This window comes from Streptomyces sp. NPDC020299 (genome assembly GCF_044387825.1).
GTDB lineage: Bacteria > Actinomycetota > Actinomycetes > Streptomycetales > Streptomycetaceae > Streptomyces.
This window is the reverse complement of the sequence record NZ_JBIRWL010000021.1, coordinates 1-18,853: the sequence shown is the minus strand read 5'-3', so window position 1 is coordinate 18,853 and position 18,853 is coordinate 1. Positions and strand designations below refer to the sequence as shown.

At 71.2% G+C, this 18,853-nt stretch carries 13 protein-coding genes; 10 read left to right on the top strand and 3 right to left on the bottom strand.

Features of this window, described 5'->3' with window-relative positions; translation table 11 throughout:
- The first annotated feature begins 131 nt into the window (after positions 1-131).
- The 7 genes from ACH45E_RS38130 (at position 132) to ACH45E_RS38100 (ending at position 12,140) form a co-directional block, all read left to right on the top strand.
- Positions 132-2,018: an ABC transporter ATP-binding protein gene (locus ACH45E_RS38130; RefSeq protein WP_361452236.1), complete on the top strand. Its 1,887-nt coding sequence runs from the start codon at positions 132-134 to the stop codon at positions 2,016-2,018.
- On the top strand, positions 2,015-3,880 hold the full coding sequence (locus ACH45E_RS38125) for an ABC transporter ATP-binding protein (protein WP_361452239.1): 1,866 nt from the start codon (positions 2,015-2,017) through the stop codon (positions 3,878-3,880). The genes ACH45E_RS38130 and ACH45E_RS38125 overlap by 4 nt, the downstream gene beginning before the upstream one ends.
- A gap of 38 nt (positions 3,881-3,918) precedes the next feature.
- Positions 3,919-5,631 (top strand): ABC transporter ATP-binding protein, encoded by a 1,713-nt coding sequence (locus ACH45E_RS38120; RefSeq protein ID WP_361452242.1) that lies wholly within the window; start codon positions 3,919-3,921, stop codon positions 5,629-5,631.
- Entirely contained in the window at positions 5,628-7,379 is a 1,752-nt protein-coding gene (locus ACH45E_RS38115; protein WP_361452245.1) for an ABC transporter ATP-binding protein, read from the top strand. The genes ACH45E_RS38120 and ACH45E_RS38115 overlap by 4 nt, the downstream gene beginning before the upstream one ends.
- A 186-nt stretch (positions 7,380-7,565) precedes the next feature.
- Complete coding sequence (locus ACH45E_RS38110; RefSeq protein ID WP_361452248.1) at positions 7,566-9,638, top strand: M4 family metallopeptidase; 2,073 nt, start codon at positions 7,566-7,568, stop codon at positions 9,636-9,638.
- Between the two features lie 247 nt (positions 9,639-9,885).
- Positions 9,886-11,547, top strand: coding sequence for a M4 family metallopeptidase (locus ACH45E_RS38105; protein WP_361452251.1), 1,662 nt, complete (start codon positions 9,886-9,888; stop codon positions 11,545-11,547).
- 71 nt (positions 11,548-11,618) lie between these two features.
- Positions 11,619-12,140, top strand: coding sequence for a DUF1990 domain-containing protein (locus ACH45E_RS38100; protein WP_361452253.1), 522 nt, complete (start codon positions 11,619-11,621; stop codon positions 12,138-12,140).
- Positions 12,141-12,277: 137 nt separating this feature from the next.
- Here ACH45E_RS38100 and ACH45E_RS38095 read toward each other — a convergent pair whose 3' ends face one another.
- Positions 12,278-12,751 carry an ATP-binding protein gene (locus ACH45E_RS38095; protein ID WP_399042441.1) on the bottom strand — a complete coding sequence of 158 codons (474 nt, stop codon included), beginning with the start codon at positions 12,749-12,751 and terminating at the stop codon, positions 12,278-12,280.
- 62 nt (positions 12,752-12,813) lie between these two features.
- Here ACH45E_RS38095 and ACH45E_RS38090 point away from each other — a divergent pair, with 62 nt between their 5' ends.
- Positions 12,814-13,668, top strand: coding sequence for a helix-turn-helix transcriptional regulator (locus tag ACH45E_RS38090; protein ID WP_361452259.1), 855 nt, complete (start codon positions 12,814-12,816; stop codon positions 13,666-13,668).
- A 14-nt stretch (positions 13,669-13,682) separates the two neighbouring features.
- Complete coding sequence (locus ACH45E_RS38085) at positions 13,683-13,892, top strand: DUF397 domain-containing protein (protein WP_361452262.1); 210 nt, start codon at positions 13,683-13,685, stop codon at positions 13,890-13,892.
- Positions 13,893-13,987: 95 nt separating this feature from the next.
- Here ACH45E_RS38085 and ACH45E_RS38080 read toward each other — a convergent pair whose 3' ends face one another.
- The gene (locus tag ACH45E_RS38080; protein WP_361452265.1) at positions 13,988-15,076 is read right to left on the bottom strand and encodes an IS630 family transposase; all 1,089 of its coding nucleotides are present in this window, start codon (positions 15,074-15,076) and stop codon (positions 13,988-13,990) included.
- A gap of 111 nt (positions 15,077-15,187) precedes the next feature.
- Positions 15,188-17,806 (bottom strand): alpha-glucan family phosphorylase, encoded by a 2,619-nt coding sequence (gene glgP, locus ACH45E_RS38075; RefSeq protein ID WP_361452268.1) that lies wholly within the window; start codon positions 17,804-17,806, stop codon positions 15,188-15,190.
- A gap of 268 nt (positions 17,807-18,074) precedes the next feature.
- On the opposite strand from glgP, the gene ACH45E_RS38070 reads away from it, so the two are divergent.
- Positions 18,075-18,853, top strand: a 779-nt coding sequence (locus ACH45E_RS38070) for a maltotransferase domain-containing protein (RefSeq protein ID WP_361452271.1), incomplete at its 3' end; no start/stop codon positions are given.

Genomic DNA, 18,853 nt, shown 5'->3' with positions numbered 1-18,853 from the left:
ATCGTGACGGCGTGATCGTGACGGCGTGACGGTACGACCCACCGAACACGCAGGTAGTAGGACCATCGGACGACGCCGGCCCGGCCAAAACTCGGTGGGCGTTGTCAGTGGCGGTCCGTAGGCTCGCGGTGATGCCCTCGACACGTACAACCACCGCCCAAGACCGCTCCGCCGTCCGTGTTCTCCTGCGCCTGTGGCCGTACGTGCGGCCCGCGCGGGCACGGTGGTCCGCCGCCGCGTTCGTCGCGATCGTGGCCTCCTGTACGGGGCTGGTGATCCCGCTCGTCCTGAAGTGGCTGGTGGACGGGCCGGTGGCCGACCGGGACCCGCAGGGGGTGTGGCTGGGCGCGCTGTACCTGCTGCTGCTCGGCTTCGCGGAGGCGTTGCTGTTCGGGCTGCGGCGATGGCTGGTGGCGCGGCCGTTGTCGCACGTGGAGGCGGAGTTGCGGGCGGGGCTGTACCGGCATCTGCAGCGGCTGCCGGTGGCCTTCCACGACCGCTGGGCCTCCGGCCAGCTGCTCTCGCGGGCCACCACCGATCTGATGCTGGTGCGCCAGTTCCTGGCCTTCCCGCTGACCTTCCTGCTGGTCAACTCGGTGACGATCCTCGTCGGCGTGATCATCATGCTGATGCAGGACTGGATGCTGGGACTGGTGATCCTGGGCCCGGCCCTGCCCGTGATGGTGGGCTGCTTCGTCTTCGAACGGCGGTACGCCCACGTGGCGCGGCGCGCCCAGGACCAGGTCGGCGATCTGACGACGGTCGTGGAGGAGAGCGTCCTCGGGATCCGGATCATCAAGGGCTTCGGGCGGCACCGCAGCCAGGCGCGGGTGTTCCGGGAGCTGTCGGGCACGCTGCGCGGGACGGAGCTGCGCAAGGCCCGGCTGCTGGCGACGATCCTGAGTGTGATCGTCACCCTTCCGGAGCTGGCGATCGGGGTGACGCTGGTGTGGGGGGCCGTACGGGTGGCGGACGGTCAGCTGTCGGCGGGGACGCTGGTGGCGTTCCTGTCGACGGCTCTCGCACTGCGCTGGCCCGTGGACTCGATCGGCTTCCTGCTGGCGATGAGCCAGGAGGCGGCGACCGCCACGGAACGGTACTTCGAGGTGCTGGACGCGGAGCCGGAGTCCGAGGACGCCGACGTCGCCGTGCCGGCAGCCGACGCGGCCGACGCGGCCGACGGCATCCGCTTCCACGACGTCCGCTTCCGCTACCCCGACGCCCCGCCCGGCTCCCCGCCGGTCCTGGACCGCATCGACCTGCACATCCGCCCCGGCGAGTCCATGGCCCTGGTCGGAGCGACCGGCAGCGGGAAGACCACCCTCACCGCGCTGATCCCCCGGCTGCACGAGGTCACCTCCGGCCGGATCACGCTGGACGGCGCGGACATCACCGCGATGTCCCGCGACCGGCTGCGCTCCCAGGTCGCCGTCGCCTTCGAGGAACCCACGCTGTTCTCGGCGAGTGTCGGCGACAACGTTCTCATGGGCGCGGGCGACGAGGCCGGGGCCCCGGGGCTGGAGCGGGCGCTCGCCGTCGCCCAGGCCGAGTTCGCGCACGCGCTGCCGCAGGGCACCGGCACCCAGGTCGGCGAGCAGGGCCTGAGCCTGTCCGGCGGGCAGCGCCAGCGGCTGGCGCTGGCCCGGGCCGTGGTCGGCGAGCCCCGGTTCCTGGTCCTCGACGACCCGCTGTCCGCGCTCGACGTGCACACCGAGGCCGCCGTGGAGGCCGCGCTGCGCCGGGTCCTCGCCGACACCACCGCGCTGATCGTGGCCCACCGCCCCTCCACGGTGCTGCTCGCCGACCGGGTCGCCCTGCTCTCGGGCGGCCGTATCACCGCCGTCGGCACCCACCAGGAACTCCTGCGTTCCAACGCCGAGTACGCCCACCTGATGTCCGGAGCGGAGCCCGGGGAAAAGTCCAGGGAAAGACCCGTGGAAACGTCCGGGGAAGAGTCCGGGGAAATGTCCGGGGAAATGTCCGGGGAAGAGTCCGGGGAAGAGGAGGACGAACGATGACCGCCGCCCCCACCAAGTCGGCCCCCGCCCCCGACAAGGAGGAGGAGCTCCCCGGACCGGCCTCCGCCGACGACCTCTTCGACCGCGACGTCCTGCCCACCCCGCCCGGTGCCACGGCCGCCCTGCTGCGGTCGCTGCTCGCCCCGATGCGGGCCCGGGTGGCGGTCACCACGCTGTTGCTGCTGCTCCAGCAGGCGGCGGTGCAGGCCGGCCCGCTGCTGGTGGCGTACGCCCTGGACAGGGCCGTACCGGCGCTGCGTGAGCACGGCGACCACGGACCGCTGATCGCGGTGGGCGCCGGCTATCTGCTGTGCGCGCTGGTCTCCGGGATGCTCCAGTTCGCGTTCATCGAGGCCTCCGCCCGGGTCAACCAGGACGCGCTGCTGGATCTGCGCGGCCGTATCTTCCGGCACGCGCAGGCGCTGAGCGTCGACTTCCACGAGCGGTACACCTCCGGGCGGCTCATCTCCCGTTCCACCACGGACGTCGAGTCGCTGCGGGAGCTGCTCAGCGAGGGCCTCCAGGAACTCGTCACGGTCGTCCTGTCCTTCGTGTACATCGCGGCGCTGCTGCTCTGGCTGGACCTGGGCCTGGGCGCGGTCGCGGTGGCCTCCTTCGTGCCGCTGTACCTGCTGATCCGGCTGTACCAGCGGCGCGCCGGGCGGGTGTACCGGGCCCGGTCCACGGCGATCGCGGCGGTGATCGTGAAGTTCGTGGAGACGATGAACGGCATCCGGCCGGTGCGCGCGTTCCGCCGCGAGGCCGTCAACGACGCCGGCTTCCGCGTACTGAACCGGCGGCACGAGCGGACCAACGGCGACGCCCTGCTGGAGATGGCCCGCTATGTGGTCGGCTCCCGGCTGGTGGCCAACACGGCCGTCGCGGGGATCGTACTGTGGGGCGCCTACCGGGTGGCCTCCGGCTCGCTGGCGCTGGGCGTGCTGGCGGCGGCGGTGCTGTATCTGCGGCGGCTGTACGACCCCATCGACCGCCTCGGCATGTTCCTGAACTCCTACCAGTCCGCGGCGGCCTCCCTGGAGAAGATCGCGGGGCTGCTCGCGCAGACGCCGTCCGTGCCGGAGCCCTCGCAGCCCCGGGAACTTCCGGTCCTCGAGGGTGAACACCCCGGCCGCGAGGTCGTCTTCGACGGCGTCCGGTTCGCGTACCGCACCGGCGGTGAGGTACTGCCCCGCTTCGGTCTGACGATCCCCGCCGGGCAGACGGTCGCGGTCGTCGGCTCCACCGGCGCGGGCAAGTCGACGCTGGCCAAACTGCTGGCCCGGTTCTACGACCCCAGCGACGGCCGGGTCCTGCTGGACGGCGTGGACCTGCGCGAGCTGGCCGTGCCCGAACTGCGGCGCGGGGTGGTCATGGTGACGCAGGAGGCGTTCCTGTTCTCCGGCACGGTCGCCGAGAACATCGCCGTCGGGCGGCCGGACGCGACCCGGGAGGAGATCGAGCGGGCGGCGAAGGCGATCGGCGCGCACGAGTTCATCAGCGCGCTGCCCGACGGGTACGACACGGACGTCCGCAAGCGGGGTGGGCGCATTTCGGCCGGGCAGCGCCAACTGGTTGCGTTCGCACGTGCGTTGCTCGCCGATCCGGCGGTACTGATCCTGGACGAGGCGACCAGCTCGCTGGACGTCCCGGGTGAACGGGCGGTGCAGCGCGCCATGTCGACGGTGCTCAGGGGCCGTACGGCGGTGGTGATCGCGCACCGGCTGTCCACGGTGGAGATCGCCGACCGGGTACTGGTCATGGAGCACGGCCGGATCGTCGAGGACGGCGAGCCTGCCGAACTGATCGCGGGCACGGGCAGGTTCGCGGACCTGCACCGGGCGTGGCGGGACAGCCTGGCGTAGCGGAGCCCTGAGTACGGAGCCGAGAGGACGGGGGACGGATGATCGACGCCTACGAGGATCCCGGGGCGCCCGACCGTCGTGGCGGCTGGTGGTACCTGTGGTGGCTGGTGCGCTGCCAGCCCGGCCGTTCGCTCGCCGGGGCGCTGCTGGGCAGCGTCTGGATGGTGCTGCTGGCCGCGGCGCCGTATCTGATGTCCCGGGCGATCGACGACGGGCTGGTGCCGGGCGATCTGGGCGCGCTCGCCCGGTGGACGGTGGTGCTGTTCGTGGTCGGGGCGTTCAACGCCTGGCTGAGCATCATGCGGCACCGGACGATGACGCGGGTGCGGATGGACGCCAACTTCCGGACGGTCAAGGTCGTCGTGGGGCACGCGGTCCGGCTCGGGGCCGCGCTGCCCCGCCGGGCCGGGGCCGGGGAGGTCGTCACGATCGGCGTGGGGGACGTGCAGACGATCTCGCAGGCGCTGACCTTCGTCGGGCCCGGTGTGGGTGCGGTGGTCGTGTACGCGGTGGTCGCCGGGCTGCTGCTGTCGGTGTCGGCGGTGCTCGCCGCGGTGGTGCTGCTCGGCGTTCCGCTGATCGTGCTGGTCGCGGGTCCGCTGACGGTGCGGTTGCAGCACAGGGAGACCGAGTACCGGGAACGGCAGGGCGTCCTGACCGCGCGGATCGGCGATCTCGCGGGCGGGCTGCGGGTCCTCAACGGGCTGGGCGGAAAGGGGCTGTTCGCGGACGGGTTCCGGCGGGACTCCGAGCGGCTGCGGGAGCAGGGCTACCGGGTGGGTGCGGTGGCCAGCTGGGTGCAGGCGCTGGGCGTGGGGCTGCCGACCCTGTTCCTGGCCGTGGTGACCTGGCTCGCGGCCCGGCTGGCCGCGCAGGGCGAGATCACCATCGGCGAGCTGGTGTCGGTGTACGGCTACGCCGCCGTCCTGGTGGGGCCGGTGGCGTTCTTCCTGGAGATGGGCTACCAGCTCAGCCGGGGCGTGGTGGCCGCGCGCCGGGTGGTGGGGCTGCTGCGGCTGGAGCCGGAGCCGGACGACGGCACGCTGGCCCCGCCCGCGGAACCCGCCCCGCTGCACGACCCGGAGTCGGGGGTGCGGATACCGCCCGGGCGGCTGACGGCGCTGGTCGGCGCGCGGCCCGCCGAAACGGCCGCCGTGGTGGACCGCCTGGGCCGGTACGTCCCGTCGGACGTCACCTGGGGCGGGATACGGCTGGACGAGGTGCCGCTGGCGGAGGTGCGGGCGCGGATCCTGGTCGCGGACAACGAGGCCGACCTGTTCGCGGGGCCGCTCGGGTCGGTGGTCTCCGGGCGCCTGGAGCACGACGAGGCGACCGTCGCCCGGGCGGTGCGCGCGGCGGCGGCCGAGGACATCGTGCAGGGCCTGCCGGACGGGCTGGACTCGGCGGTGGCGGCGCAGGGCCGCAGCCTCTCGGGCGGGCAGCGGCAGCGGGTCCGGCTGGTCCGGGCGCTGCTCGCCGATCCCGAGGTGCTGCTCGCCGTGGAGCCGACCTCGGCGCTGGACGCCCATACGGAGGCCATGGTCGCCCACCGTGTGCGGGAGGCGCGGCAGGGCCGTACGACGGTGGTGACCACGACCTCCCCGCTGGTGCTGGACCGCGCGGACACCGTGCACTACCTGGTCGACGGAAAGGTGTCGGCCACCGGCACCCACCGCCGGCTGCTGGAGGAGGAACCCGGTTACCGGGCGCTGGTGGCCCGGGACGCGGACGTCGAGGAGGCAGTACGGTGACGGCTGGTCAACTGCCTGTCGCGGGACGTGTGGAGGTCCGCCGGGCGGCCGGGCGGCTGGTGCGGGCCGACGGGCGGGCCTTCGCCGCCGTGCTGGCGCTGAACGGGCTGGCGGCCGGGGCGGGCCTGGCCGGGCCGTGGCTGCTCGGGCGGATCGTGGACGAGGTGCGGGCCGGTCGCGGGGCCGGGGCGGTGGACCGGCTGGCGCTGTGGATCCTGGTGGGTTCGCTGGCCCAGATGCTGCTGGCGCGCTCGGCGCGGTACGTCGGGCACCGGTTCGGCGAGCGCACGCTGGCCCGGGTCCGCGAGGAGTTCGTCGACCGGGCGCTGGCACTGCCCGCGTCGGAGGTGGAGCGGGCCGGCACCGGTGACCTGACCGCGCGGGGCACCGCGGACGTGGGCGTGGTCGGGACCACGCTGCGGGACGTGGGACCGGAGCTGCTGGTCTGCACGGTGCAGGCGCTGTTCACGCTCGGCGCGGTGTTCGTCCTGGACCCGCTGCTCGGGCTGTTCGGGGTGCTCGGGCTGACGCCGATCTGGTTCGCGCTGCGCTGGTATCTGCGCCGGGCCCGGGACGGATACCTCGCCGAGGGCGCGGCCACCTCCGAGGTCGCGGAGATCCTCGCGGCGACCGCGTCGGGGGCGCGGACCGTGGAGGCGTTCCGGCTTCAGGAGCAGCGGATCGCGGCGAGCCGGGACGCGCTGGACGCCTCCCGGCGGACCCGGCTGTACACGCTGTTCCTGCGGTCCGTGTTCTTCCCGGCGGTCGAGGTCTCGTACACCGTGCCGGTGGCGGGCGTACTGCTGGTCGGCGGTGTGCTGCACGCCCACGGCATGGTGGGGGTGGGCGCGGTGGTGGCTGCCGCGCTGTATCTGCGGCAGTTCACGGAACCGCTGGACCAGATCCTCATGCGGGTGGAGCAACTCCAGAGCAGCAGCGCCTCGTTCGCCCGGGTGGAGGGGCTGGCGCAGGCTCCCCGGACGGCGGCGGAGGGCGCCAGCCGGGAGCCGGCGGACGACCGGATCGACGTGCGGGCGGTGCGGTACGCGTACGAGCGCGGCGGCGAGGTGCTGCGCGGGGTGGACCTGACGGTGCGGCCCGGGGAGCGGCTGGCGGTGGTCGGTCCGTCCGGTGCGGGCAAGACGACGCTGAGCAGGCTGCTCGCGGGCGTCGACGCGCCGGGTTCGGGCACGGTGACGGTGGGCGGGGTGCCGGTCGCCGGGCTGGAGCCGGAGCGGCTGCGCCGCCAGGTAGTCCTGGTCACCCAGGAGCACCATGTCTTCCTCGGCACGGTCCGGGAGAACCTGCTCATCGCCGAACCGGCCGCGACCGACGACGAGTTGTGGTCGGCGCTTGCCGCGGTCGGCGCCGACGGCTGGGTGCGTGAGCTGCCGGACGGCCTGGACACCCGCCTGGGTGCGGGCGACCGCGTCACGGACGGTTCGCAGGCGCAGCAGCTCGCGCTGGCCCGGGTGGTGCTGGCCGACCCGCACACGCTGATCCTGGACGAGGCCACCGCCCTGCTGGATCCGGCCACCGCCCGGCACGCCGAGCGCGCTCTGGCCGCCGTACTCCAGGACCGTACGGTCATCGCCATCGCGCACCGCCTGCACACCGCGCACGACGCCGACCGGGTGGCGGTGATGGAGGACGGCCGCCTCACCGAACTCGGTACGCACGAGGAACTGGTGACGGCCGACGGGGCGTACGCGGCGCTGTGGCGCACGTGGCACGGGGGACAGGCGTAAAGAGTCCATATATCGAACGTGAATATCCGGACAACGAACCGATTCCGGCCAAATTCCTGACGCGCTCCTGACAGATGCGCGGCACCGCTGCCACCCTTCCCACAGTCGCTTCACAGCAACCCCACAGTGTCACCGCTGTGATCTCCCCTGGCCGCGTGACCCGCGGCCACGCAGAAGGAGTCCGTGTTGAGAAGCAATACCTCGCGCAGACGCACCTCCCACACCCCCTTCACCCCCTCCCACTCCCGGACCGCCGCGCGCCGTACCGCCGCCGTCGCCCTCGCCGGCGTCACCGCGCTGATCGCTGCGGCCGTGCAGTCCGGCGCCGCCAGTGCCGTCCCGGCCAAGTCCGCCTCGGGCAAGGCGAATTCGGCCCACGCGGCGGTCAGGCTCAGCCCCTCGCAGCGTGCCGAGCTGCTCCGTGACGCCAGTTCCGCCCAGGCCGGCACGGCCCGGGCGATAGGCCTCGGCGCCAAGGAGAAGCTGATCGTCAAGGACGTCGTCAAGGACGGCGACGGCACGCTCCACACCCGCTACGAGCGCACCTACGCCGGCCTGCCCGTCCTCGGCGGCGACCTCGTCGTCGAGACCGCGAAGTCCGGCGCCACCAGGTCCGTCGTCAAGGCGACGAACGCCACGCTCAAGGTCGCCGGGCTCACCCCGGCCGTGAGCGCCACGAGCGCCGAGAAGCAGGCCGTCCAGCGCGCCAAGGCCCTCGGCGCCGTCAAACCCGCCGCCAGCACCGCCCCGCGCAAGGTGATCTGGGCGGCGAGCGGCAAGCCCGTCCTCGCCTACGAGACGGTCGTCGGCGGCCTCCAGGACGACGGCACCCCGAACCAGCTGCACGTCATCACCGACGCGAGCACCGGCAAGAAGCTCTACGAGTACCAGGGCATCGAGACCGGCGTGGGCAACACCCAGTACAGCGGCCAGGTCACGCTGACCACCACCCAGTCGGGCTCGAACTACACCCTCACCGACGGGGCGCGCGGCGGCCACAAGACGTACAACCTCAACCACGGCAGTTCCGGCACCGGCACGCTGTTCTCCCAGACCAGCGACACCTGGGGCAACGGCACCACGTCGAACGCCGCCACCGCGGGCGCGGACGCGCACTACGGCGCCGCGCTCACCTGGGACTTCTACAAGAACACCTTCGGCCGCAACGGCATCAAGAACAACGGCGTCGGCGCCTACTCCCGCGTCCACTACGGCAACTCGTACGTGAACGCGTTCTGGGACGACAGCTGCTTCTGCATGACCTACGGCGACGGGTCGGGCAACAACGACCCGCTGACGGCCATCGACGTGGCCGGCCACGAGATGAGCCACGGCGTCACCTCCGCCACCGCCGACCTGGTCTACAGCGGCGAGTCCGGCGGCCTGAACGAGGCGACCTCCGACATCTTCGCCGCCGGTGTGGAGTTCTACGCGAACAACTCCTCGGACCCCGGTGACTACCTCGTCGGCGAGAAGATCGACATCAACGGCGACGGCACCCCGCTGCGCTACATGGACAAGCCCAGCAAGGACGGCTCGTCCAAGGACAGCTGGTACTCGGGCCTCGGCAACAACGACGTCCACTACTCCTCCGGCCCCGCCAACCACTTCTTCTACCTGCTGAGCGAGGGCAGCGGCGCCAAGGTCATCAACGGCGTCAGCTACAACTCACCCACGGCGGACGGACTTCCGGTCACCGGCATCGGCCGGGACAAGGCGCTGCAGATCTGGTACCGGGCGCTGAGCACCAAGTTCACCTCCACCACCAACTACGCGAGCGCCCGCACCGGCACCCTCGCGGCGGCCGGTGAGCTGTACGGCACCACGAGCACCGAGTACAAGGCGGTGCAGGACGCCTGGGCGGCCATCGCGGTCGGCTCGCGCTCGGGTGGCGGCGGCGGGGGCGGGGGCACCTCGTACGAGAACTCCACACCGGTGTCGATTCCGGACAACGGGCCCGCGGTCACCTCGAACATCACCGTCTCGGGCAGGAGCGGAAACGCGCCAAGCAACCTTCAGGTGACGGTGGATATCAGCCACACCTGGCGGGGTGACCTGGTGGTCGATCTGGTCGGCCCGTCGGGCACCTCGTACCGCCTGAAGAACTTCAGCTCCTCCGACTCGGCGGACAACGTGAACGCCACGTTCACAGTGAACGCCGCTTCCGAATCGGCCAATGGGACTTGGAAGTTGAAGGTCCAGGACCAGGCCGCGCAGGACGTCGGAACGATCAACAGCTGGAAGCTGACCTTCCCGTAAGCCCAGCACAGGGCACCACGCGCAGGGCGCCGTCCGGGAGGTTCGACTCCCCCGGGCGGCGCCCGTTTACATGGCCGCAACAGTGGGCTGACAGCCGCATTTCAGCCAACATCACTTCAGGGTCATGACATGTACGCGCCCCTGGTGTCACTCTTCCTTCACCCGCCGCACAGCACAGCTACTTCACAACGCCACACTCCGGCAGTATCCCCACGCTGCCCGGACTCCCCCACGAGAAGGAGCTTTAGTGAGCCCCCTCTACGCGCGTCACAAGCGCACCACTCTGGCCATCGCCACCGCCGTCGCGGCCGGAGCCCTGCTCTCCACCGGGTTGACCACCAGCGCCTCCGCGCAGACCCCGACCGGGTCCGCCGCCAAGTCCCTGGCCGCAGCCCCGACTTCGCTGTCCGCCGCCGCCAGAACCAGCCTGGTCCAGAAGGCACAGGCCGGCGCCGGCAAGACGGCGCAGAACATAGGCCTCGGCGCCAAGGAGAAGCTGGTCGTCAAGGACGTCGTCAAGGACGCCGACGGCACGCTGCACACCCGCTACGAGCGCACCTACGCGGGCCTGCCCGTCCTCGGCGGCGACCTGGTCGTCCACACCTCCAAGGCGGGCAAGACCGAGGGCGTCACCAAGGCGACGAAGTCGGCCATCAAGGTGGCCTCGCTCAAGCCGCAGATCGCCGCCTCCAAGGCCGAGAAGCAGGCGCTGACCGCCGCCAAGACCCTCGGCTCCGCCAAGACCTCGGCCGACGGCGCGCGCAAGGTGATCTGGGCCGGCTCCGGCAAGCCCGTGCTCGCCTACGAGACGGTCGTCGGCGGCCTCCAGGACGACGGCACCCCGAACAAGCTGCACGTCATCACCGACGCGGCCACGGGCAAGAAGCTCTTCGAGTACCAGGGCATCGAGAACGCGACCGGCACCGGCAAGACGCTGTACTCGGGCACCGTCAGCCTCACCACCTCGCTGTCGGGCTCGACGTACTCGCTGACCGACGCCTCGCGCGGCGGCCACAAGACGTACAACCTGAAGCACGGCACCAGCTCGGGCACCGGCACGCTGTTCACCAACACCACCAACACGTGGGGCACCGGCACCGCCTCCAGCTCCTCCACCGACGTGACGGCGGCGGCCGACGCCGCCTACGGCGCGCAGGAGACCTGGGACTTCTACAAGTCCACCTTCGGCCGCAGCGGCATCAAGAACGACGGTGTCGGCGCCTACTCCCGCGTCCACTACGGCAGCTCGTACGTCAACGCGTTCTGGGACGACGACTGCTTCTGCATGACCTACGGCGACGGCGAGAGCAACCTCGACCCGCTGACCTCGCTGGACGTGGCCGGCCACGAGATGAGCCACGGCGTCACCGCCAACACCGCGGGCCTGAACTACTCGGGCGAGTCCGGCGGCCTGAACGAGGCCACCTCGGACATCTTCGGCACGGGCGTGGAGTTCTACGCGAACAACTCCTCCGACGTCGGCGACTACCTCATCGGCGAGAAGATCGACATCAACGGCGACGGCACCCCGCTGCGCTACATGGACAAGCCCAGCAAGGACGGCGGCTCGGCGGACAACTGGTCCTCCAGCGTCGGCAACAAGGACGTGCACTACTCGTCCGGCGTCGCGAACCACTTCTTCTACCTCCTCTCGGAGGGCAGCGGCGCGAAGACGATCAACGGGGTCTCGTACAACTCCCCGACGTACAACGGCTCCACGGTCACCGGCATCGGCCGCGCCAAGGCGCTGCAGATCTGGTACAAGGCGCTGACGACGTACATGACGTCGACGACGAACTACAAGGCCGCCCGCACGGCGACCCTGAGCGCGGCGTCCGCCCTGTACGGCTCCACCAGCACCGAGTACAAGACGGTGGCAGCGGCCTGGTCGGCGGTCAACGTCAGCTGAAACTGGCTGATTTGACGATGACGGCCCCCGGGACGAACTCGCTCCCGGGGGCCGCCTTACGCTTGGGTCCCATGTCTTCGGCGTCCTTCACCTACGAGCCGGTCGGCGCGACCCGCGAGGACCTCTCCGCCTGCCCGCCCGGCTTCCACCCCCTCCACGTGCGCACGCGCATAGGCGAGGGCGAGCCGGTCTTCCGCCGCGCCGCCGAGGCGGTCCTCACCTGGGAGATGCACCGCGCGATAGGCGTAGGCCTAGACGCCACCGCCGACCGCGCGGCCCCCGACGTGGACGTCACGGTCACCCTGGCCGGGGTGATAAGGGCCCCCTGCCGCATCGTCTGGACCGTCGAGGACCCCCGCCGCGCGGGCTGGGCCTACGGCACGCTGCCCGGTCACCCGGAGTGCGGCGAGGAAGCCTTCGTGGTCGACCGCACGGGGGACGGCACGGTGTGGCTGACGGTGGCGGCCTTCAGCCGCGCGGCGAAGTGGTACGCGCGGGCGGGCGGGGCGGCTACGCGGGGCTTGCAGCACGCGTACGCCCGCCGCTGCGGGGCGGCCTTGCGGAGGCTGTGCGCGGACCCGTCGGACAACTGACCGGCGCTACGCGGGCGTGCGACTGGCAGACATGTATCACCGGCACTCAAGAAAACCGCAGGTCACATCTCTCGGCCGTTGAGACATTTCTACCAGTCGCCGCGCCCTGAACCAGTACGCCCCAGCACACGCGGCGGTCAGGAGGTAGCCCGCAGAGGCCACCCGGACCTGACCGGCGCACCGGAGACACACCGCTCACCGCCCACCTCGAACCACAGCAACTTCCCCGCACCCCGCCGCCCGAGCAGATCATCGCCGAACGGCCAGCCGCCCCAGGCCGTAGCGAGCTCCTGCACCAGCCGCAGCCCCCGCCCACTGTCGGCGCCGACCGGGACGGCCGGGACCCGGTCCTCAGGCTGCCGGCCGAAGGGAGCGGGGATGTACGGATGGCTGTCCCACACCCCGACCCGCAACCGCCCCTCCCCCAGCCCGGTGAGCCGCAGCGAGGCGGGCCCCGCGGTGTGCAGGTAGGCGTTGGTGACCAGCTCCGAGGTCAACAACTCGACCACGTCGACGACGTCACGCATGCCATGCCCGCCCAGAACCGCCCGCACGGTCATACGTGCGACCCGTGCGGCGCGGGGGTCATGCGGCAGGCGAAGGGCGTACACCCAGGTGTCGGGCACTCGTGTGAGGGAGAGGAGCCCTGTACTGCGGCCTGGAAGGAGACGCCGTGCCGCCCACCAACAGCCCCACACTCCGACAGCGGAGGCTGGGCGCAGAGCTGCGCAAACTCCGGGAACGCGCAGGCCTCACCACCGTCGGCGCCGCCGACCTGCTCGGCGTCAACCAGGCGCGCATCAGCATGATCGAAACAGGCCGCACGCCGATCAGCGCCGACCGACTCCGCGGCATGGCTGGCGCTTATGACTGCTCGGACGACCGCCTCATCGACGCGCTCGCCGCCATGACAGGCCGAAGGGTTCGCGGCTGGTGGGAGGAGTACCGCGACCACGTGCCCGTGACGTTGGTGGACTTGGCCGAACTGGAGCACCACGCCACCGCGCTACGCGTAGCCCTCGTGATCCACATCCCGGCGCTGCTCCAGACCACGGATCACGCCCGCGCCCTGTTCCAGGAAGTGGTGCCGCCGATGCGGCAGTACGAGATCGAGCACCGGCTCACACACCGCATGAAGCGGCAAGCCATCCTGCACCGGGACGAGCCACCCCCATACACGGCGATCATCCATGAAACAGCGCTCCGCATGGCCTTCGGCGGCCCGGCCGTCGCCCGCGGCCAGCTCAAGCACCTGATCGACATGAGCGAACTGCCCCACGTCACGGTACGCGTGATCCCCTTCGGCACGGACCACTTCCCGACCACCGGCCAGTCCTTCGACTACGTCGAGGGCCCGGTCCCCCAACTCGACACGGTCCAACTGGACTCCGCGCACGGCGCCTGCGAGTTCCTGGACGCGGAGGCCCAGCTGACCAAGTACCGAGCCGTGCTGGATCACATGGAGAAGTGCGCGCTGAGCGCTGACAAGTCACGAGACTTGATTCACAACCTCATCCGGGACACTTGAGAGGAAGCACCACCGTGCAAGCCGAGCATTGGCAAAAGTCCTCGTTCAGCGGCGACAGCTCGAACTGCATCTACGTCGCCGCCGCCCCTACCGGGACCATCCACCTTCGCGAAAGCGAAGAGCCGGATATCATCCTCACCACGACACAGAACCGCCTGAGGACCCTCATACGCCACCTGAAGGACACATCGGATCCTTCGCCTACTCTGATAAAGGCTGACTGACCAGTAGCATTCCACCCCGACGAGCAGATCGCGCTCGCCCGCTGACAAGGGGCCGGGCCCGTCAGAGGGAAGCGACGGGCCCGGCCAGGCTTGCACTAGTGTCCTGAGTCGTTAATTCGTGTGCAGTACGCGGCGAGGGTGTCGAGGATGTCGTCGGCGGTCTTCGTCCAGGCGAACGGCTTGGGGTTCTTGTTCCACTCGTTGATCCAGCCGCGGATGTCCCGTTCCAGTTCGACGACGCTGCGGTGTGCCGAGCGGCGGAGTTTGCGGGAGGTCAGCTCGGCGAACCAGCGCTCGACGAGGTTGAGCCAGGACGCCGAGGTAGGGGTGAAGTGGAGATGGAAGCGGGGGTGCCGGAGCAGCCACTTCTTGACCGGCTCGGTCTTGTGGGTGGCGTAGTTGTCCAGGACCAGGTGGAGTTCGAGGTCCTTGGGGACGGCGGCGTCGATGACCTTCAGGAAGCGGAGGAACTCCTGGTGGCGGTGGCGGCGGTAGTGCTGGGCTATGACGGATCCGGAGGCGATGTCCAGGGCGGCGAACAGGCTGGTCGTGCCGTGCCGGACGTAGTCGTGGGTCATCTTCGCCGGTGTGGCCGGCGTCATCGGCAGCACTGGCTGGGTCCGGTCCAGGGCCTTTATCTGCGACTTCTCGTCCACCGCCAGCACCAGGGCGTTCTCCGGCGGGGAAAGGTAGATGCCCACGACGTCGCGGACCTTGGTCACGAACTGCGGGTCGGTCGACAGCTTCCAGGTCTCCACGATGTGCGGTTTGAGGCCGAACGCCCGCCAGATCCGCGAGACAGCCGACTGCGACATGCCCGCCGCCCCGGCCATCGAACATGTCGACCAGTGCGAATCACCCGTTGGCGGCGCCTCGCCGAGCGTCCTGGCGACCAGGGCTTCGACCTGCTCGTCCGTGATCTTCCGCGGGGCTCCCGAACGCGGCCGGTCCACCAGGCCCTCCAGGCGGTCCGCGGCGAACCGGGCCCGCCACTTGCGCACCGTCTCCCGCGAGACCCCCAGGTCATCCGCGACCTGCGCGTTCGGCAGGCCCTCCGCGCACGCCAGCACGATCCTCGACCGCAGCACCAGCGCCTGCGAGGCGGTCTGCTTGCGCAACCAGCCTCGCAGCACCCGGCGTTCGTGATCGGACAACTCCAGCGGCAACGGCTTCGGACCAGGCACCGCCCTACCCCACAACCGCAAGCGAACTAACGACTCAGGACACAAGGGGAAAAGGGAACGCCAAAGGGCGGGCGAACAATCGCCCGCCCCCAGGCCCCACGGGACCCTCGATCAGCGCAGCAGCACCCCCGCCCCCTCCACCCCCTCCTCCGAAGGCACCGCCACCAACCCCAACTCCGCACCGGAGGCGAGGAGTCGGTGGGCGGGAAGGACCCGGACCGTGTAGCCGTAGGGGCCGGTGCGGTCGAGGGAGAGGGGGCCCTCGTAGAGCCAGCGGGCGTCCGCGTCCTGGCCGCCCGCCGCCTTCAGCGCGATCGTGTCGGCATCCGTGATGCGGTCCTCCGAGTCGACGCGGCCGGAGACGACCTGGACCTCCACGTCGTCGGGCGAGAGGTCGCCGAGGCCTACGCGGACGCGGAGGCCGAGGGTGGTGCCCAGTTCGGCGGTGGCCGTGGTGGTCGTCGTCTCGACGTGGTCGACGGTCACGCCGTGCCAGGCGGTGCGCACCCGGGCCTTCCATGCGGCCAGTTCCTCCGCCGCGGACGGGGTGAGGGCGCGGCCCGCCTGCGCGGCCGGGGTGTAGAGGCGTTCCACGTACTCGCGGACCATGCGGCCGGCCAGCACCTTGGGGCCGAGCAGGGTCAGGGTCTGGCGGACCATCTCGATCCAGCGGTCGGGGAGACCGGACTGGCCGCGTTCGTAGAAGCGGGGGGTCACGCGTTGTTCGAGGAGGTCGTAGAGGGCCGCGGCCTCGATGTCGTCCCGGCGGCCGGGGTCGGGGTCGGTGCCGTCCGCCGTGGGGATGGCCCAGCCGAAGTCGGGCTTGAACCACTCGTCCCACCAGCCGTCGAGGACGGAGAGGTTGAGGCAGCCGTTGAGGGCCGCCTTCATGCCGGACGTGCCGCAGGCCTCCAGGGGGCGCAGGGGGTTGTTCAGCCAGATGTCGCAGCCCGGGTAGAGCTTCTGCGCCATCCCCATGCCGTAGTCGGGGAGGAAGACGATGCGGTGGCGGACGCGCGGGTCGTCGGTGAAGCGGACCAGTTCCTGGACCAGGCGCTTGCCGCCGTCGTCCGCGGGGTGGGCTTTGCCCGCCACCACGATCTGGATCGGGCGCTGCGGGTGGAGGAGCAGTTCCATCAGGCGGTCGCGGTCGCGGAGCATGAGGGTGAGGCGTTTGTAGGACGGGACCCGGCGGGCGAAGCCGATGGTCAGGACGTCGGGGTCGAGGACGCCGTCGATCCAGCCGAGTTCCGCCGTGCCCGCGCCGCGCTGCCGCCACGAGGCCCGCAGCCGCTCCCGCACCTCCGCCACCAGCTGCTCGCGCAGGGTGCGCCGCAGCTCCCAGATGTCCTGGTCCGCGATGCCCGCGACCGCGTCCCAGCGGTCGGTGCCGTCGACGGTGAGCGCGTCCTCGGTGCGCTGGGCGCCGACCTGGCGGGCCCCGAGCCGGAAGACCTCGGGGGCGACCCAGGTCGGGGCGTGCACCCCGTTGGTCACGGAGGTGATCGGCACCTCCTCGGGGTCGAATCCCGGCCATAGTCCGGCGAACATCTCCCGGCTGACCTGGCCGTGCAGCAACGACACGCCGTTGGCGCGCTGGGCCAGGCGCAGACCCATCACGGCCATGTTGAACAGGTTGGGCTCCCCGCCCGGGTAGGTCTCCATGCCCAGCCGCAGGATCCGCTCGACGTCCATGCGGGGCAGCTCGGCGTCGGGGCCGAAGTGGCGGGCGACCAGCTCCCGGTCGAAACGGTCGATGCCGGCCGGGACGGGGGTGTGGGTGGTGAAGACGGTGCCCGACCGGACCGCTTCCAGCCCGGCGTCGAAGTCCAGGCCCTGGTCGCGGAGTTCGGCGATGCGTTCCAGGCCCAGGAAGCCGGCGTGCCCCTCGTTGGTGTGGAAGACCTCGGGCTCGGGGTGGCCGGTGAGCCTGCAGTACGTCCGTACCGCCCGCACCCCGCCTATGCCGAGCAGCATCTCCTGGAGCAGCCTGTGCTCGCTGCCGCCGCCGTACAGCCGGTCGGTGACGCCGCGTTCGCCATGGTCGTTCTCCTCGACGTCGGAGTCGAGCATCAGCAGCGGCACCCGGCCGACCCGGGCCAGCCAGATCCGGGCGCGCAGCCGCTTTCCGCCGGGCAGCGCGAGGGAGACCTGGGCGGGGGTGCCGTCGGGCTCGTCGAGCAGGGTGAGCGGCAGCTCGTGCGGGTCGAGGACGGGGTAGTGCTCCTGCTGCCAGCCGTCCCGGGAGAGGGTCTGGCGGAAGTACCCGTGCCGGTAGAGGAGTCCTACGCCGATCAGCGGTACGCCCAGGTCACTGGCCGCCTTCAGATGGTCGCCGGCCAGGATGCCGAGGCCGCCGGAGTACTGGGGCAGCGCGGCCGTGATGCCGAACTCCGGGGAGAAGTAGGCGACGGCGGCGGGCAGGCCGGCGGGCTGCGTCTGGTACCAGCGGTCGCCGGTCAGGTAGTCGGTGAGGTCGTCCGCGGTCGCGGCCAGCCGGCGCAGGAAGCGGCGGTCCTCGGCGAGTTCGGCCAGGCGCCCGGGGCGCACACCGCCGAGGAGCCGGACCGGGTCGCCCTCGGAGGCCGCCCAGCGTTCGGGATCGATGAACTGGAACAGGTCGCGCGTCTCCGCATGCCAGGACCAGCGCAGGTTGCGCGCCAGGCCGGCCAGCGGCCGGAGGGGTTCGGGGAGAACGGGACGGACGGTGAACCGACGGATCGCCTTCACACTTCCACCTCGGACGCAGTGCGTATGAGACACACTTCGTTGTGCGTCTCGTCGTCGACTTCGACGGTACCGGGGGTACCCGTCTCTTCGAGGCCGGACTTGTGTGTAGACATACGCGTGAGTAGTTAACAAAGTGCCGGATTGCGTACCTGAATAGGGTGGGAAGGCTCCTCCGGTACGCTCCCCAGGCGCATCACAGGTAGCCCCGCAGGACCCACCTCCCCACAGTCATCCGCCCACACCCTCGTTGACGCGGACAGGAGCGGTCATGCCCGCCACGCACCACTCGTCACCACCCCCGACAAACGGCAAGACCAACGGCAAGTCCAACGGCAAGACGACCAGCAGAACTTCCGGCGAGAAGAACACCGAGCCGAGGACTCCGGCCGGTGCTGACGCCGGCACCGTCGTCGGCCGCATCCCCGTCCTCGACGTCCGCCCGGTCGTCCAGCGCGGCCACAGGCCCGCCAAGGCGGTGACTGGAGAAACGTTCGAGATCTCCGCGACCGTGTTCCGCGAGGGGCACGACGCCGTGGCCGCGAACGTGGTCCTGCGGGACCCCGAGGGCCGCCCGGGGCCCTGGACGCCGATGCGTGAACTCGCCCCGGGCACCGACCGGTGGGGCGCCGAGGTCACCCCGGACGTGCCCGGGCTCTGGTCGTACACCGTGGAGGCCTGGAGCCACCCCGTGGCCACCTGGTGGCACCACGCGCGGATCAAGATACCGGCGGGGATCGACACCGGCATGGTGCTCGAGGAGGGCGCCCGGCTGTACGAGCGGGCCGCCGCCGGGGTGCCGAAACGCGAGGGGCGCGAGGTCGTGCTCGCCGCGGCGGCGGCCCTGCGCGACGAGGACCGGCCGGCGGCCTGGCGGCTGGCGGCGGCGTTGGCGCCGGAGGTGGGCCAGGTCCTGGCCCGGTATCCGCTGCGGGAACTGGTCACCACCTCCGAGTCCCTGCCGCTGCTGGTGGAACGCGAACGGGCCCTGTACGGCTCCTGGTACGAGTTCTTCCCCCGCTCCGAAGGCACCCGAGAGCACCCCCACGG

Coding starts and splice junctions, on each gene's coding strand:
- ACH45E_RS38130 (WP_361452236.1), top strand. CDS start 132: ATGCCCTCGACACGTACAACCACCGCCCAAGACCGCTCCGCCGTCCGT.
- ACH45E_RS38125 (WP_361452239.1), top strand. CDS start 2,015: ATGACCGCCGCCCCCACCAAGTCGGCCCCCGCCCCCGACAAGGAGGAG.
- ACH45E_RS38120 (WP_361452242.1), top strand. CDS start 3,919: ATGATCGACGCCTACGAGGATCCCGGGGCGCCCGACCGTCGTGGCGGC.
- ACH45E_RS38100 (WP_361452253.1), top strand. CDS start 11,619: ATGTCTTCGGCGTCCTTCACCTACGAGCCGGTCGGCGCGACCCGCGAG.